Below are 14,620 nucleotides of genomic sequence, written 5' to 3' on the forward strand. Positions count from 1 at the left end.
GAATGACTGATTGCTACGATCCGATCCCGGTCGTCCGCCGCATCACCACTGCGGATACGATCACGCCGCTGGCCACGAGGATCAGGGCGAGGTTGAACAGCGGATGCGGACCGTAGACCGCCGAGAAGGCAAGAACCACCGGGTCGTCAACGGCCGCATTGATTTCCCGGATCAATGCGAGGTGCGAATCCTCACTGCCGCCGGATACCGAGATCAGCGCCACATAGCCGCGATCGCAGTCGACCCAGGTATTGTAGCTGACCGTGTTGTTCCTGCCGCCATGAGTCACGCCGAGCGATGCCTTCTTCAATCCGGGGAAATCGTTCTGCCCCAGAGGGATGAGACCGAGGAAGCTGTTGTCCACCGTCGCATTCATCGGCTGGCCAGCGGCGGTCCGCGTGCCGTGGATTACCGATTTGTGGCCGAGGAAGAAGAGGATCATCCCGCAAAGCCCGAGCACGGTCATCGTGATGATGATGCGCTGCCCAGCCGTCATGGGTTGCTTGTCCGCAGGCTTTGTCGCGGCGGGCTGATCTGTCATGCGGTCATCAGCCAGTGATCCGGTGGCCTTTGCAATCGCTCCGCGCGAACCGGCGTCGCGAGTGACGCCGCACCTTCGCGCGTTCAAGCCGGCATGAGCGCCGCGGACGCTGAGGCCGATCCTGATGCCTGGCGCGTGCCAAGCGTCTGCGCGATGGCCGTCCGCACCGTCTCCGGATCCGACCGCTGCATGTAATCCGTCGACTGATCGATCCAGCGCACGATGCCGCTCGCATCGACGAGAATCGTCGTCGGAATCGGCAGTGGAATGACCACGCCCGGCTTCGGCGCGAAGTTCTTCGGATTGCGCAGGTTGTAGCGGTCGGTGATCGCAAGGTCCGGGTCGGGCAGCATGTTCGCTTTCAGGCGGTGCTTCGTGCGGCCCTTGCGGATCTGCTCGGCGCTGTCCGAGCAAACCGTGACGATCCGGATCCCGTGCGCGTCGAGCTCGGGCTCGAGCTCGTTCCACCGCCTGAGCTCGGCGACGCAGTACGGGCACCAGTGGCCGCGAAAGAACTTGAGCAGGAACGGCCGGCCGCGAAGGCTCGCGAGGTCGAACGGGCGGCCTTCATCGTCGAGCGCCGTGAAGTCGACAATCGGGCGACCGACGGTGACGGCGGGCACATTCGGTGCCTGGCGGCTCGCCGCGCACAGCAGCGCGAACACCGATCCGGATACGACGGCAAGGCCTGCTGAGATGCCGGCCGCAAGGGAAGGGTGCGCGCTCAGCGCGAAGACCCCGACAAGCGCGCCGGCAACGCTCGGCGCGATATAGGCCGTGCGGTCTTTCGGAATCCGCACGCGCTGCATCAACCAGAGCCAGCGGACGCCAGGGCCAAGGACGAGCGCGATCGCCAGAAAACCTGCGGAAGTTCCGTTCATCATTCGACTCCGTCGTCTCGCATGCCCCGACTGCCGGGGGTTTTTTCATGGCAACGCTGGCATCGCGCCGAGCGTTTAGGTACGGTGTACTTAAATAGTCCGATGCAAGCAAAGGTCAAGAGGTTTCATGGGAAGGCCGGCAAAGTTTTCGCGTGAGCAGCTCCAGGCGGCGGCCCTCGCGCTTGTCGACAGGGACGGGCTCGAGAGCCTTTCGATGCGTTCGCTCGCGGCCGAGCTCGGCACCGGCGCGATGACGCTCTACAACCACGTCGAGCATCGCGAGGATCTCGAGATGCTGGTGGTCGAGGCCGTCATCGCCGGCACGCGTTGGAAGGGCGTAGAGCACGACGACTGGCGCGACGACGTTCGGCAGATCGCAATCGCGATGTGGCGCGCAGTGCGCGCGCATCCGGCAACGATTCCGCTGATCCTCACACGCCGGAGCAGCTCACCGGCGGTGCTCGATTTGTCCGAGGCGCTGCTTGCTGCGCTCGCGCGAAGCGGCCGCTCGGGTCGCCAGCTGCTGATCGCGTTTCGCGCGCTGACCGCGATCGTCACCGGCTTCGCGCAGGTCGAGCTGGCGGCGCCGCTCATTACCGGCAGGAAAGAGAAGGCCAAAGAGGTGATCGCACGCGTGCGCGCGCTGCCCGAGGATCGCTATGCGCGTCTTCGCGAAATCGCCAAGGCGGCGACCACGAGCAAACCCGAATCGGAGTTTCGCAGCGGCCTCGACCTGTTCCTGGCAGGCCTTGGCGACGAGGCGCCCTTGCGGAAGCGTCGCATAAAATGACGAATCCACGACGGCCGGGGATCGAAGAGCGGATCGCGCTGCTAAAGAAAGGCTCTCTTCTCGGGTTTGTGTGGGTGCTTCGGGGTTCTGAGCCGCGCGCACCCGCCTGATTCCGGCCCAGACGAGGACCATCCGCATCGACAAGAGTCGAGCTCCGACGACGCCTTCACGGCGCGGCCGCCATCCCCCGACATTCCCCGGGGAATGTTCGCGCATTGGCGAGATTGCCGCGCCTCGCATCCATGAAGGCGCGGCCAAAGTCGAGGTCCGCCTGATACTGGTTGTGTGCCGCGCAGCGCAGCTCGATGTTTTCGGGCGTAGGAGGTCCGCCCATCGCGAACGGAGCTTTGTGGTGGAACTCGATGTTGCCCGTTTCGCGGCAGCGACGTCCTCGTGCGTCTACGTAGCAGCAGCGTCCCGAGTCGCGCCGCCATACCTCGCGTCGCACGGCCGCCGGGATGGTGCGGGATCGCTGTCCTCGCTGCGATTCCGTCGTATCGGCGGTGGGCGTTGCGGCGGGTCGATCGGTGCATTCCGCGTTCGTCGACGTGGTCGGCTTCGGCCGATCGGTGCATTTTTCTTTCGTCGGCGTCGTCGACCTCGGTCGATCGGTGCAGCCTGCCTTGCGCGCGAGTGTCCGGACGAGCAGCACGTCGATCGCACGACTGATGATCGCGGCCGCGTCGCGACCCGTCGCCGAGCGGCCCAGCAGATCCTGCAGCGACCGAAGCTTGTCGTGCGTTTCTTCGTCTACGGTGATCTCAATCTTGTAGCGGCGCGGGCTGAGCGGAACGATCGGCTTGGTCACCGTTACCGGCGGCGCTGACCGTGGAGCGATCGCGAGGCCGACGACATCGGAGGCCGGCGAGGCCGTGGAGGCCGGCCGATTACTCGAGCAAGAAGTCGCGTCAGCCGGCACCGCCGGTCCATTGTTTGCCGCGTTCGCACCGCGAGCTCCGGGCATCGCACGAACACGCGACGCCACATCCGCTCGCGGCGCGAGCTCGGCAACCAGACGCTCGACCTCGCGCGAGCTCCTGTGCCTGGCGCGCTCGAGCACTCGCAGGTGGTTCTCGGTGGTCAGATGCCTCGCAGATGGATCGCGCTGAGATGCAGCTCGCCGCGTGCGACCAGGTCCAGCACGACCGGAAAGCGGCGCGCCGTGCGCGCAGCCCAAAGCCGCTTGGCCGTTACCTGCTCCGACATGTGGAAGCGCTCCATGCAGAAGCTGAACATGGAGGAGCAGGCATGCCTGGCCCAGAGCTTGCGCTCGTCGATCTCGGCGATCGCGACGAGAAGCGCCGCGGTCGTACGACGGTCGTGGGCGACGAGGCACTCGAAGTGATCGAGCAGTTCCTTTTCGGAGAGTCTTGCAATGCTATCGAAGGATGTCGTCATGACGACCCTTGTAACACGGGTTTTTCAGGCGTGGTTCGCCGCAAGGACGCGACCGCTCAGAGACATGCGCCTGTCGCGACAAGCCGCGAGATCCGAGCGGCGTAACGCGCGAAGTCGCGAAAAAAGCGGCACGCTCCGTTTCGCTTCGCCATACGCGACGTCAAACGGCGAAATATCGCGTCAAGCGAAATCGACATCGCGACGGCGCTTCCATAACAAAAGTAGCATAGCTGGCCGCGGTCCGCGCCCGACGCGCCGCGCGCGTGTTATCCGACGAAACTTTTCGGACCCGTCACCATCGTCGGCATTCCCCGCGGAATGTTCGTGCAGCATGACACTCGCCATCGCCGACATTCGCCGGGGAATGTTCCTGCAGCATGACCCGTCGCCATCACCGAAATGCTCTCCGGGGATTTTCGTGCAGAATGAACAGTCCCCATCACCGACATTCCCCGCGGAATGTTGGTATACTTGACGAGGAGAGAGGCTGAAGTTGCTGACGATGATGCCGTCGCCAATCTGACGGACCCCGTTTGATCGAAACCCCCGAAACAGGGACCCACACGAATCACGCAGATCCAAAGAAAAAGCCTCGCTGCACGAATGCGCAGCGAGGCCATTTCGATCGCGAAAGGTTTCCGCGTCAGCTTTTGAGCGCCGCAAGCGCCGCATCGTAGTTCGGCTCCTGCGCAATGTCGGGCACCATCTCGGCGTAGGTGATCTTGTCGTTCTCGTCGACCACGAAGACCGCGCGCGCGGTCACGCCCTGCAGCGGACCGTCGGCGATCGCGACGCCCCAGCGCTTGCCGAAGTCGCGGTCGCGAAGGTCGCTTCCGGTCTTTACGCGGTCGAGGCCTTCGGCGGCGCAGAAGCGCTTGCCGGCAAACGGAAGGTCGGAGCTCGCGATCACGACGACGACGTTGTCGCCGAGCGACGTGGCCTTCTGGTTGAATGTCCTCGTCTCGGTCTGGCACACCGGCGTATCGACGCTCGGAAGCGTGACGATCACCTTCTTCTTGCCGGCCAGCGACTGCTTGGTGATCGGCGCCATGTCGGCACCGGTAAGGTTGAAGTCGGGCGCGCTGTCGCCGACTTTCGGCATGGTGCCGGAAAGAGTGACGGGGTTTCCGCGAAGGGTGGTTGTGGCCATGGGCTGTCTCCTTTGAGCGAGGACGGGACGTTGCGAATGGCGGCTAGTTAGCGGGGGAGGCGGGCGAGCGCAACGGCTTCGTCATGTGTCACCTCCGCAGCGCCTGGCGGCGCAGCACCCGTAGGACTGTCCGATGACGAGTCTCAATCGCGTGGATGTCATTTCGAGGCTGTGCGGACATACCAGTATTGCAACGGCATCGGACGCGGCGACCTCGCTTTATTCCACTGCTGTCGTCGCGATGCCGAGTGGCGCAGCGGTAACTTGTCTCGGTCATGCCGGACGCTAGAATCGGAGGACGATGGCGATGGAGACGGCATTCCGTTCCGAACAGAAGTTCACGCAGGCCGAGTTCTTCAAATGGCTCGCGGCGCGGCCGTCGTCCGATATCCACCACTACGAGCTGCTTGACCGGCACATCGTCATGACGCCGCCGGCGGGATACCCGCATTCGATGATCGGCGTGCGTATCTCGGCGGCGCTTCTTCAGCACGTGCGTACGCTACGCCTCGGTCTCGTGAGCGATGCGACCGCAGGGTACGAATTGCCGAGTGGCGATACGGTCGAGCCGGATGTTTCCTTTGTCACTGCCGATACGCTCAAGGCCGGTCGCAAGCCGGAACCTGGCAGCTTCTTCCGGATCGTTCCGGATCTGGTGGTAGAGATCGTCTCGAAGACAGGCGCACGCCGCGACACCGTCGAGAAGAGACGCATTTACGAAAAGAACGGAGTCGCCGAATACTGGCTCATCTACCCGAAGACGCGGCACGTGAGCGTGCTGCGCCTGGTCGACGGACGCTTTACGAGCCCGCTCGACATCGTCAGCGGCTCGGTCCGCTCGTCCGTTCTTTCCGACTTCGAGATTCCGCTCGCGGAGATTTTCGCAGACTGCGGCTGAAGCGCGCGGCTACTTGCGCGCAGCCATCTCGGACGAGATCTTCCGGAAGTGCGGCGCCGCGGTTTTCTCGGCCGCAGCCTGCAGCGCGCGGTAGCGGGCAAGCACCCTGGTCCCGAGCAATGTGAGCGTTGCTCCGCCGCGCCCCGATCCGCCGCGCACGACGTCGACGAGCGGCGTGCGGAACAGATCGTTCATCGTCAGCACATGCAGCCACGCGCGCCGGTAGCTCATGCCCATCTCCCGTGCGCCGCCGGCAATCGAGCCCGTGGCTGCAATCGCCGTCAGCAGATCGGCTTTGCCCGGGCCGATTGCGATCTCGTCGCCATCGTAGATCTGGGTCTTGATTCGAAGCGTGACCATCCGGGCGCAAGTATTTCCACAACTAGTGACACCTGACCAGTCACTATTTTTGTGGACAGAGTCTCATTTCCGATATATCCGGTGGGCCATATCGGCGCCGTGACAGCGGTCGGAGGAGGGCAGTTGTCGCTTATTCCACGGATCATCGTATCCGCGCTCGTCGTCGTTCTGGCGTGTGCGCCTGAGACTGCACGCGGGCAGAACGACGGAGCATCACCGGAGCTTGCCGCGGAAGCTCCCGCGATCATCTTTGCGGCGGCGAGCCTTCAGGCTTCGCTGACGGCGGCCGCGGACGCGTATGCAGCCCATGCCAGGCAGCGTCCGAGCCTTACGTTCGGCGCGTCATCTCTCCTGGCAAAGCAGATCGACGGCGGCGCGCCGGCCGATCTGTTCATCTCCGCCGACGAGCAGTCGATGGATACCCTCGTCGCGCACGGCCGCGTCGGGTTCGGCAGCCGCGTCGACTTTCTCGCAAATCAGCTCGCGCTCGTGGCGGTGGCGGCGCGGCCTTTTGAGATGGAGATGAAGCCGGGGCTGCCGCTGGCCGAGCTTCTGGACGACAGCAAGCTCGCGATGGGCGATCCCGACTCGGTGCCGGTCGGCCGCTACGGAAAGGAAGCTCTGACAAGCCTCGGCGTCTGGCAGGCCGTCGAGCCAAAATTGATTCGCGCAGCCGACGCGCACGCTTCGCTCGAGCTCGTCGAGAGCGGCGAAGCCCGCGCCGGAGTCGTCTACTCGACCGATGCGCTGGCTTCGAAGAAGGTCGTGGTGGTGGGTCTTCTGCCGGAGACGAGTCACCGGCCGATCATCTATCCGCTTGCGATCGTCGCCGGCCATGACCGGCCGGAGGCGAGGGCGGTTCGCGACTTCCTGCTTTCGTCCGAAGCGAAGGCGATCTTCGGGCGCTTCGGGTTCATTCCGAAGTAGCGCGACGCGCGCTTACTCGCGCTGCTGCCGGCGCCAGCGCTCGATCGTCGCCTCGACGAATCCCTGCGCGGTCGTCTCCTGCTTCCACGCGGCGGCGAACTTCGCCGATCCGCTTCTCGGCCGGAACTCTTCGGCAAGATTGTCCATCGTAAGGCGCACGGGAACGTTGACGCCTTCGCCGACCACGATCGCTTCCTGCGTGCGAAGCGCCGGCAGCGCGTTGATCAGTCCGCCGGCGCTGTCGGGCAGCGTCTTGGCGATGAATTCCTGGTCGGGGAAGTTGCTCATGCGCAGCGCGAACAGCGTGTTGCACTGCGAGAGCACCTCGGGGCTGATCTCCGACGGGCGCTGCGTGATCAGGCACAGCGCGACGCCGTACTTGCGGCCTTCCTTGGCGACGCGCGCGAGCGCTTTTCTGGCCGACGGGAACGCGGCTTCGCCCTTCGGCACGTAGCGGTGGGCTTCCTCGCAGACGAGCAGCACCGGCACCGATTTGCTGCGCTCGGACCACAGCGCGAAATCGAAGATCATGCGCGAGAGCATCGAGACCAGCACCTCGACGATCTCCGACGGCACGCCCGAAAGATCGACGATCGTGATCGGTTTTCCCGCCACCGGAATGCGCAGGATGCGGCTCAGGATCTTGGCCATGTTGTCGGAGATGAACATGCCCGAGAACATGAAGCTGTAGCGGCTGTCGGCGTTGAGCGTCTCGATGCGATCCTTCATGCGCAGGTACGGCGCAGCCGAATCGGGCTTGTCGAGCCGGCCCATCTGGCGGTCGAGATACTGCAGCAGCGTCGCCATGCGGTACGGCACGGGCGTATCGACGGTGATGTAGCTGGTGTCGCGGCCCTCGCCCACGTAGCGGCGCTTGGCCTCGAGGATCGCGCCCTTGAGGATGCCGACCTCGGTCTCCTGGCTCATGCCGTCTTTTCCGATCAGCAGCTCGACGGTCTCCTCGAAGTTGAGCAGCCAGTACGGCATCTCCATGTTCTGCGGCGAGACGACCTCGGCGCGCTCGCCGAATGCCTGGCGGTACTCGTTGTGCGGATCGAGAAGCACGATGTGGCCGCACGTGTTCTGGTCGAGGATCGCGCGCAGGAGCAGGGCCACCGTGCACGACTTTCCGGAACCGGACGTTCCGAGCACGGCGAAATGTTTTCCGACCAGGTGATCGGTGGTTACGAACGCCGGCAGGCTGCGGTCCTGGTGAATCGCTCCGACGCGTACGTTCGAAGCGGCCGGCCGCGCGTATACGCGCTCGAGGTCGGCGCGCGTTGCCGTGTAGATCTCCGAGCCGAGGCCGGGATAGACCGACACGCCGCGCTGGAACGTGCCTTCGCTTCCGGTGCCCACGTCGAGCATCGCCTCGCCGAGCAGCTCCATCTCGAAGAAGTGTTTTTCGTCGGCAACCGGCGGGAACGAAGGATTCTCGGTGCGAAGGCTCGAGATCATTCCGAAGACCGTCGAGTGCCCGGTCTGGATGCGTGCGATCGCGCCGACCTGCACGGCCGAGCGCGCGACGCCGTTGTTGCTCGCCGTGCTCGCGGCCTCGGCCGCCGCCGTGACGGCGTTCGGAGTCGCGTAGACAAGAAGCGCAGAAACCTTCGAGCCCGCAACGGATATGACGTGACCAATCTTGGTCGACTGTTCGCTCACCGCGATCCCCTTTCACTGCCCCCAGATCGATCCCCGCGATCCATGAACCCGTGTCACGAATCGCGAAAGCCGTCTCCCCTGTTCTGTCCGTGCGCGATGGTCCTTCCCCTGACCGCCGCGTAGGTCTCGATCCGCTGCCTAACGCCGCGCAGCCCGTCCCCGGCTGCTGCTGGTCGTCGTGCGCCTTTGTTCTGGAGAAGGCCTCGGTGCCCTCGGCACTTCCTGTCCCTCGGAAAACTCGGGCGCGACGGCGCCCTGTTTAGCCCATATCGCCTTGGCCTGCATCTCCATTCTCTGGGATGCATCAAGCTCCTCTCGCAGCAGGTACGCGAACGAAATCGTTCGAAGAGCCCACGCGTAGTCGGCCGACTGGTCGCCCCGCGCTTTTCGTACGGCATCAAGATAGACGCCGGCCGCGGTTTCGGCCCGCTCCGCGTCGCGCATTTCGCGGTACGTGATGGCCTGCGACAGAAGCGTGTCGAGACGCAGCGAGTCGTACGCATCGACGGCGGCCGCCGCGACTTCGATCGCGCGCTCCCCGAGCTCGATTGCCTCGGGAAAACGCTGCGAACCGCGCAGGATCTCGACCAGGCTTTCGAGCGCCTCGAGGTAATCCGGGGCGACGTATCGGCGTTCGGAGATCGGAAGAGTCGGCCACGCGGCGGCGTACGCTTCGGTGGCGAGGCGCAGCTCCTGCTCGGCGCGCGTCAGGTCGCCTTTTTTGCGGGCGACGAAAGCGATTGCGTTTCGCGTCGGGGCCATCTCGAACGGGCTGGCATTGCGGGCGACGAGCGCGTCGAGGTTGCGTACCGCGATCTCGGCGCCGGCCGTGTCGACGGCCCACAGGTGCTGTTCGTAGCGCGCAGCGTCGGCAGCCGCGGTGGCCAGCCCCAGCTTGTAGAGGATGCCGGGCTGTTCCTGCAGGCCGCATGGCGCCGCGAACACGATGTTGCCCGCGCGCGGCCGCAGGAACTCGGCGTCGAACGGGCTCGGCTGACCTTGCGCGATGGCCTGGCGATGCTCGGCCAGAGCTTCTTCGTGCGAAACCTTCCAGAGGCTGAAGCTGCGCGCGAACAGAGGTCCCGACAACGCGTAGCTTCCCTGGCGCGCGTAAAAACGCGCGGCCTCGCACAGCGCAACCGAAAGCCGGATGTCTTCGGGGCCGTAGCGCGACTGCACCTCGGCGATGTTGGCAAGCACGAGCGGCTCGGCGTCGGCCCAGCGCCCGCGGGCGATGCGGATGCGCACCAGTGCTTCGCGTTCGCGCTCGCATTCGCGTTTCTCGACGAGCGCAGCGTCGGCAAGGCAAAGATCGCGCGCCGACTGGATGTGATGCTCGGCGAACGGATCGCGACCGACGTCTTCGTAAAGCTTCGCCATGCGAAGATGGATTGCGCGCTGCGTGAGCGGTGGCTTCGCCGGCGGTGGCGGCGTTGCCGGTTTTGCGCCGGCTGGCGGCGCCGGCGCCGATGCGGGCGCTGGTTCGACGTCGGGAGTTGCGGGCACCAGCGCCATCGCGGTCAGCGCATCGGATTCGGCTTCGGGATAACGGCCCTGCCGGATGCGCAGCTCGGCGCGCAGCAGCAGCAGCTCTGCCGTCTCCGGTGTCTGAGCCGCCGTCTTTCTGGTGCCGGCGCGCGGCTTCAGCGCCTCGCCAAGAATGGTTTCGGCGGGAACGAGATTACCGGCACTGAGCGACGCGCGGGCGAGATCGGCCGGCGACAGGTTCGCGTTGTCCTGCGTACCGGCGCCCGGGCGGCCGGCCGAACAGCCGGCAACCGCCACGAGCGCGGCGAGCAGGGCAATCTGCGCAAAGGTTCCTGCCACGTTCGGCCTCACGTATCCGATGCTCCCTTTGCCAAGATTGCGCCCGCACAGGCCGGGCTCTTCCATCGCGGGCTTTTCTTTCGCGCGGGCTCTTCTTTCCATGGAGGACCGAAGCACGCCTGTCGTGCACCGCCAGCACCGAGCGTCTCCGTGCCCCCCGCCGGACCGCGCTTTCGTTCGTTCGACTCGCGTCGCACGGCCGGACTCGCGATAGCTGCCGTTCCAATAGCGTTGCGGAGCGCCGTTCGCTAGTTGGCCCGTCAAGAGGGGCCCGCCTGCCGCTTGGTCCCCGAGTGAACTGCCTCGCATGCGCATGCCGACACCCAAACGGATCCTGGTCGCAAGGCTCGGTGCAATCGGCGACTGCCTGAGGGTTCTTCCCGCCGTCGTCCGCCTGCGCGCCGCGTTTCCCGATGCGGAAATCGGCTGGGTCATCGGGGACCTTGCGCGGCCGCTTTTCGAAGGTCACCCGGCAATCGACCGGCTCCACGTCGTGCGCAGGCATGAAATGAAGGGCGGCCCGCTGGCGGCACTCGGCGAGTTGCGGCGCGTGGGCGGCGAGCTCGCGGCCGTGCGCTACGACGTCGCGATCGACTTTCACACGCGGCTGAAAAGCGGGGTGCTTGCGTTCGCCAGCCGCGCGCCGCGCCGGATCGGCTTCGACCGAAAGTCCGGTGGAGAAGCAAACTTTCTGTTTACCAATGAGCACGTAAGGCTTGAGGACCACTACGAAAATCGAGTGCTGCGATTTCAGCGGCTCCTGGTCCCGCTGGGGCTCGAATGCAGTCCGCGCGCGACCGGCATCGAGGCCGCCCTATGGATACCGCCGGCCGCCGCGGCAGTTGGCGCCCGCATCTATGAGGAGGCCGGCCGACCCGAGGTCGCGATCTTTGCAGCCACCAGCGGAGCGCGATCGTACGACCGCTGGCCGGCCGAACGCTGGCGCGACGTCGCCAGCCGCCTCGCCGATGCGAACGTGCGGTCGATGGTCCTCTGGGGCCCGGGCGAGATGGAGATGGCCGGCGCGATCGCCGGCGGGACCGGCGGGTGCGCGGTCGCACCGCCGACGACGCTCGCCGAGATGATGGCCCTGCTCGGACACTTCCGGCTGTACGTGGGAAGCAATACGGCGGCGCTTCACATGGCCTGGATGCAGAAGGTTGCGTCGGTCGTGCTGGTCGGCGGCCGGCCGTGGCGCACCGATCGGCCGCTCGCGCCGGTGCCGTCGATCATGCTGTCGGCCGGTGGGGCCGAGCCTTCGCGCAAGCTTCGGGGAACGGCGGCACAACGCGCGATCGAAGGAGTCGAGGTGGACGAAGTCGTGGCCGCTGCATTGAAGTTGCTCGCCCCGTAATCCTTCCCGCTCGCGCGCTACCATCCCGGCTTCCCGCTCGCGCGTGGCATCTGGACTTCCCGCTCGCGCGGTCATCTGGTCTTCCCGCTCGCGCGGTCATCTGACCTTCCCGCTCGCGCGGTCAGTGTTCCTGCCGTAGGGTCCGGCCGGATTTTTCGATGGAGCTTTCGGCGTCCGACATTGTTGCGCTGCACGACCTCGCGCCCGCCCGCCAGAGTCCTCAGTCGTCGGACGCCATTGCTGCGGCGCCTGCGGATGTGCTCCCGTCGGGCGATCTTCGCGCGCTCGTCGAGGCCGGGCATGCCGCCAACTGCGCGATCTGGCATCTCGAAGACCAGGCACGCCGCCGCGACGTGGATGATGCGCGCATTGCCGCGATCAAGCGCGCGATCGATCCGTGGAACCAGCGGCGCAACGATCTGATGGAAGCGATCGATGCGGAGATCCTCGCGGGCTACGCGAACGTCGACCTGCGAAGCTCCGAGCTTCATTCGGAAACCGCGGGGATGATGATCGATCGCTTGAGCATCCTTGCGCTCAGGATTCACAACCTCGACGCGGTTGCTTCGGCGGCGTCGGCCGACGCCGATCGCGAGGTCGAGCTCGAATGCCGCGCAAAGGCGAAGGTGCTGCGCGGGCAGCGCAGCGATCTTGCCGCGTGCCTCGCGCGGCTGCTCGACGACTTCGCGGCCGGCCGCCGCCACTTCAAGCTCTACCGTCAGATGAAAACGTACAACGACCAGCGCCTGAACCCCGCGCTTCGTGCCGCCGCCGCGCGCATGAAAGCCGGAGCAGGTGGAACGGGAGGGAACCAATGACCGAGCCGACCAGGATCGAGCTGGACGCCAACGGCATCCACTTCTGCGCGCTTGCGATGGGCGAGGGGCCGCTGCTGCTGTGCCTGCACGGCTTTCCCGACGACGCACGCACGTGGCGCCACCAGATGCCGGTGTTCGCGAAGGCCGGCTACCGCGTCGTTGCGCCGTTCATGCGCGGCTATGCGCCGACATCGGCGTCGCCGACCGGCACGTACCAGACGGCGGCGCTCGGCCATGACGTCGCTGCGCTCATCGAAGCGCTGTCGCCGGACGGCCAGGCGGTGGTCTTCGGGCACGACTGGGGCGCTCTGGCCGCGTACGGCGGAGCGCTGCTCGCGCCCGGGCGCATCCGCAAGCTGATCACGGCCGCGGTTCCGTACGGCCCGCAGGTCCAGATGGCGTTCACGACCAGCTACGCGCAGCAGAAACGCTCGTGGTACATGTTCTTCTTCCAGACGTTCCTGGCCGAAATGGCGGTCGTCCATGACGACCTGCGCTTCATCCGCAACCTCTGGCACGACTGGTCGCCGGAGTGGAAGTTCACCGAAGCCGACATCGCGCCGGTGCTCGAAACGCTTTCGGCGCCAGGCGTCCTCGAAGCGGCGCTCGGCTACTACCGCTGCACGTTCAATCCGGCGCTGCAGGACCCGTCGCTCGCGTCCGACCAGATGCGGATCGGCCTCGAGCCGATCGACGTACCGACCCTGTACATTCACGGAAGAGGCGACGGCTGCATGGGCGTCGAGGTTGCCGAAGGAATGGAGGGCTCGTTCCTTCGAGGATTCTCGATGGCGGTCATCGACGGCGCAGGACACTTCGTCCATTGCGAGAAGCCGGATGACGTAAACGGTCGGGTTTTAAGGTTTTTGAGCGAGTGACGAAAATCGGGGACAGGTACAGTTTTCGAGCACGAGAGCTGTGGCTGTCCCCGATTTCCGGGTTCCCCCCGGAACCGAAGATTGCGAGTCGGTCGGGCCGTGGGCGGGCTGCTGAAAGCCAGGCGGGTTTGTAACACCCCCGCGTGGCCGACTGCCAACGTAAAAGCACCGAGGCGTGCAAGGAAAAAACAATGTCATCGACCGCGACCACTGATTCCACAGCAGCCACGGGCCGAAGCGACGGCCGAAGCGACGAGGCGCTGCGCCCGCTCCACATCCATCCGGGCTTCATCGAGCACGCCGAGGGCTCGGTCCTGATCGAAATGGGCCGAACCCGCGTGATCTGCACGGCGAGCGTGGAAGAGGGCGTGCCGGGCTTTTTGAAAGGACGGGGCACGGGCTGGGTGACCGCCGAATATGGAATGCTCCCGCGCTCGACCCATACCCGCAACGACCGCGAAGCGGCGCGCGGAAAGCTCGGCGGCCGCACGATGGAGATCCAGCGCCTGGTCGGCCGCAGCATTCGCGCCGCGATGGACATGCACGCGCTCGGAGAGCGCACCGTCAAGCTGGATTGCGACGTGATCCAGGCCGATGGCGGCACGCGTACGGCGTCGATCACCGGCGCATGGGTTGCGCTCGCGCTTGCGTGCAGGAAGCTCGAGCGCGAGGGGCTCGTCGAACGCAGCCCGGTCGTCAAGGCGATTGCGGCCGTCAGTGTCGGCATCATCGACGGCCGGGCGCTGCTCGACCTTGCCTACGACGAAGACTCTCGCGCGGACGTCGATATGAACGTCGTCATGACGAACGACGGCGAGTACGTCGAATTGCAGGGAACGGGCGAGGGCGGCACGTTTCGAAGGTCACAGCTCGACGAGTTGGCCGATCTTGCATGGAAGGGCATTCGCCGGCTCCTCGACGCGCAGCAGCGGGTGCTCCAGGAGACGACCTGAAGCGGCTCGCCAGAACCGGCAGGAATTGAGTTGACCCGTAGCTGCAAGGCGGTTACCGACGAGCATCGGTATGCAGCTTCAAGTCCGGTCGCGCCACCTGCCGGATCGACACGTTACTCCTCGACCGGGTAGCGTCGTTGCCCGCACGCATCGCGGGCCGTGCAGGCATCCTGCAAAGAGTCC

General features: G+C 65.6%; 15 protein-coding genes. 7 read left to right on the forward strand and 8 right to left on the reverse strand.

Features of this window, described 5'->3' with window-relative positions; all coding sequences use genetic code 11:
- Window positions 1–13: 13 nt before the first annotated feature.
- Together VN634_02205 and VN634_02210 are read right to left on the reverse strand one after the other, a co-directional pair.
- Entirely contained in the window at window positions 14–541 is a 528-nt protein-coding gene (locus VN634_02205) for a hypothetical protein (protein HXC49675.1), read from the reverse strand.
- Window positions 542–624: 83 nt separating this feature from the next.
- Window positions 625–1,422 carry a peroxiredoxin family protein gene (locus VN634_02210; GenBank protein HXC49676.1) on the reverse strand — a complete coding sequence of 266 codons (798 nt, stop codon included), beginning with the start codon at window positions 1,420–1,422 and terminating at the stop codon, window positions 625–627.
- A 127-nt stretch (window positions 1,423–1,549) separates the two neighbouring features.
- On the opposite strand from VN634_02210, the gene VN634_02215 reads away from it, so the two are divergent.
- Window positions 1,550–2,212 (forward strand): TetR/AcrR family transcriptional regulator C-terminal domain-containing protein, encoded by a 663-nt coding sequence (locus tag VN634_02215; protein ID HXC49677.1) that lies wholly within the window; start codon window positions 1,550–1,552, stop codon window positions 2,210–2,212.
- 166 nt (window positions 2,213–2,378) lie between these two features.
- Here the strand turns inward: VN634_02215 and VN634_02220 are convergent, their stop codons facing one another.
- From VN634_02220 to tpx, 3 genes are all read right to left on the reverse strand, one after another.
- On the reverse strand, window positions 2,379–3,272 hold the full coding sequence (locus VN634_02220) for a hypothetical protein (protein ID HXC49678.1): 894 nt from the start codon (window positions 3,270–3,272) through the stop codon (window positions 2,379–2,381).
- A gap of 20 nt (window positions 3,273–3,292) precedes the next feature.
- A complete protein-coding gene (locus VN634_02225; protein HXC49679.1) occupies window positions 3,293–3,610 on the reverse strand; it encodes a hypothetical protein in 318 nt (105 codons plus the stop codon).
- Window positions 3,611–4,253: 643 nt separating this feature from the next.
- On the reverse strand, window positions 4,254–4,760 hold the full coding sequence (tpx, locus tag VN634_02230; protein ID HXC49680.1) for a thiol peroxidase: 507 nt from the start codon (window positions 4,758–4,760) through the stop codon (window positions 4,254–4,256).
- Between the two features lie 307 nt (window positions 4,761–5,067).
- Between tpx and VN634_02235 the strand changes: the two genes are divergently transcribed.
- Window positions 5,068–5,658, forward strand: a complete 591-nt coding sequence (locus VN634_02235) for a Uma2 family endonuclease (protein ID HXC49681.1) — start codon at window positions 5,068–5,070, stop codon at window positions 5,656–5,658.
- A gap of 9 nt (window positions 5,659–5,667) precedes the next feature.
- Here the strand turns inward: VN634_02235 and VN634_02240 are convergent, their stop codons facing one another.
- Window positions 5,668–6,018, reverse strand: coding sequence for a hypothetical protein (locus VN634_02240; protein HXC49682.1), 351 nt, complete (start codon window positions 6,016–6,018; stop codon window positions 5,668–5,670).
- Window positions 6,019–6,141: 123 nt separating this feature from the next.
- Here VN634_02240 and modA point away from each other — a divergent pair, with 123 nt between their 5' ends.
- A complete protein-coding gene (modA, locus tag VN634_02245; GenBank protein ID HXC49683.1) occupies window positions 6,142–6,945 on the forward strand; it encodes a molybdate ABC transporter substrate-binding protein in 804 nt (267 codons plus the stop codon).
- A 12-nt stretch (window positions 6,946–6,957) separates the two neighbouring features.
- Here the strand turns inward: modA and VN634_02250 are convergent, their stop codons facing one another.
- Together VN634_02250 and VN634_02255 are read right to left on the reverse strand one after the other, a co-directional pair.
- On the reverse strand, window positions 6,958–8,607 hold the full coding sequence (locus VN634_02250) for a DUF87 domain-containing protein (GenBank protein HXC49684.1): 1,650 nt from the start codon (window positions 8,605–8,607) through the stop codon (window positions 6,958–6,960).
- 138 nt (window positions 8,608–8,745) lie between these two features.
- A complete protein-coding gene (locus tag VN634_02255; GenBank protein ID HXC49685.1) occupies window positions 8,746–10,500 on the reverse strand; it encodes a hypothetical protein in 1,755 nt (584 codons plus the stop codon).
- Window positions 10,501–10,747: 247 nt separating this feature from the next.
- On the opposite strand from VN634_02255, the gene VN634_02260 reads away from it, so the two are divergent.
- The 4 genes from VN634_02260 to rph all read left to right on the forward strand — a co-directional run bounded on the left by VN634_02260 (window position 10,748) and on the right by rph (window position 14,437).
- On the forward strand, window positions 10,748–11,788 hold the full coding sequence (locus VN634_02260) for a glycosyltransferase family 9 protein (protein ID HXC49686.1): 1,041 nt from the start codon (window positions 10,748–10,750) through the stop codon (window positions 11,786–11,788).
- Between the two features lie 158 nt (window positions 11,789–11,946).
- The gene (locus tag VN634_02265; GenBank protein ID HXC49687.1) at window positions 11,947–12,606 is read left to right on the forward strand and encodes a DUF4254 domain-containing protein; all 660 of its coding nucleotides are present in this window, start codon (window positions 11,947–11,949) and stop codon (window positions 12,604–12,606) included.
- A complete protein-coding gene (locus VN634_02270) occupies window positions 12,603–13,484 on the forward strand; it encodes an alpha/beta hydrolase (protein HXC49688.1) in 882 nt (293 codons plus the stop codon). The genes VN634_02265 and VN634_02270 overlap by 4 nt, the downstream gene beginning before the upstream one ends.
- Before the next feature lie 191 nt (window positions 13,485–13,675).
- On the forward strand, window positions 13,676–14,437 hold the full coding sequence (gene rph / locus VN634_02275) for a ribonuclease PH (GenBank protein HXC49689.1): 762 nt from the start codon (window positions 13,676–13,678) through the stop codon (window positions 14,435–14,437).
- The last annotated feature ends 183 nt before the right edge of the window (window positions 14,438–14,620 follow it).

It is taken from the genome of Candidatus Limnocylindrales bacterium (assembly GCA_035571835.1).
Lineage (GTDB): Bacteria > Desulfobacterota > Binatia > UBA1149 > CAITLU01 > DATNBU01.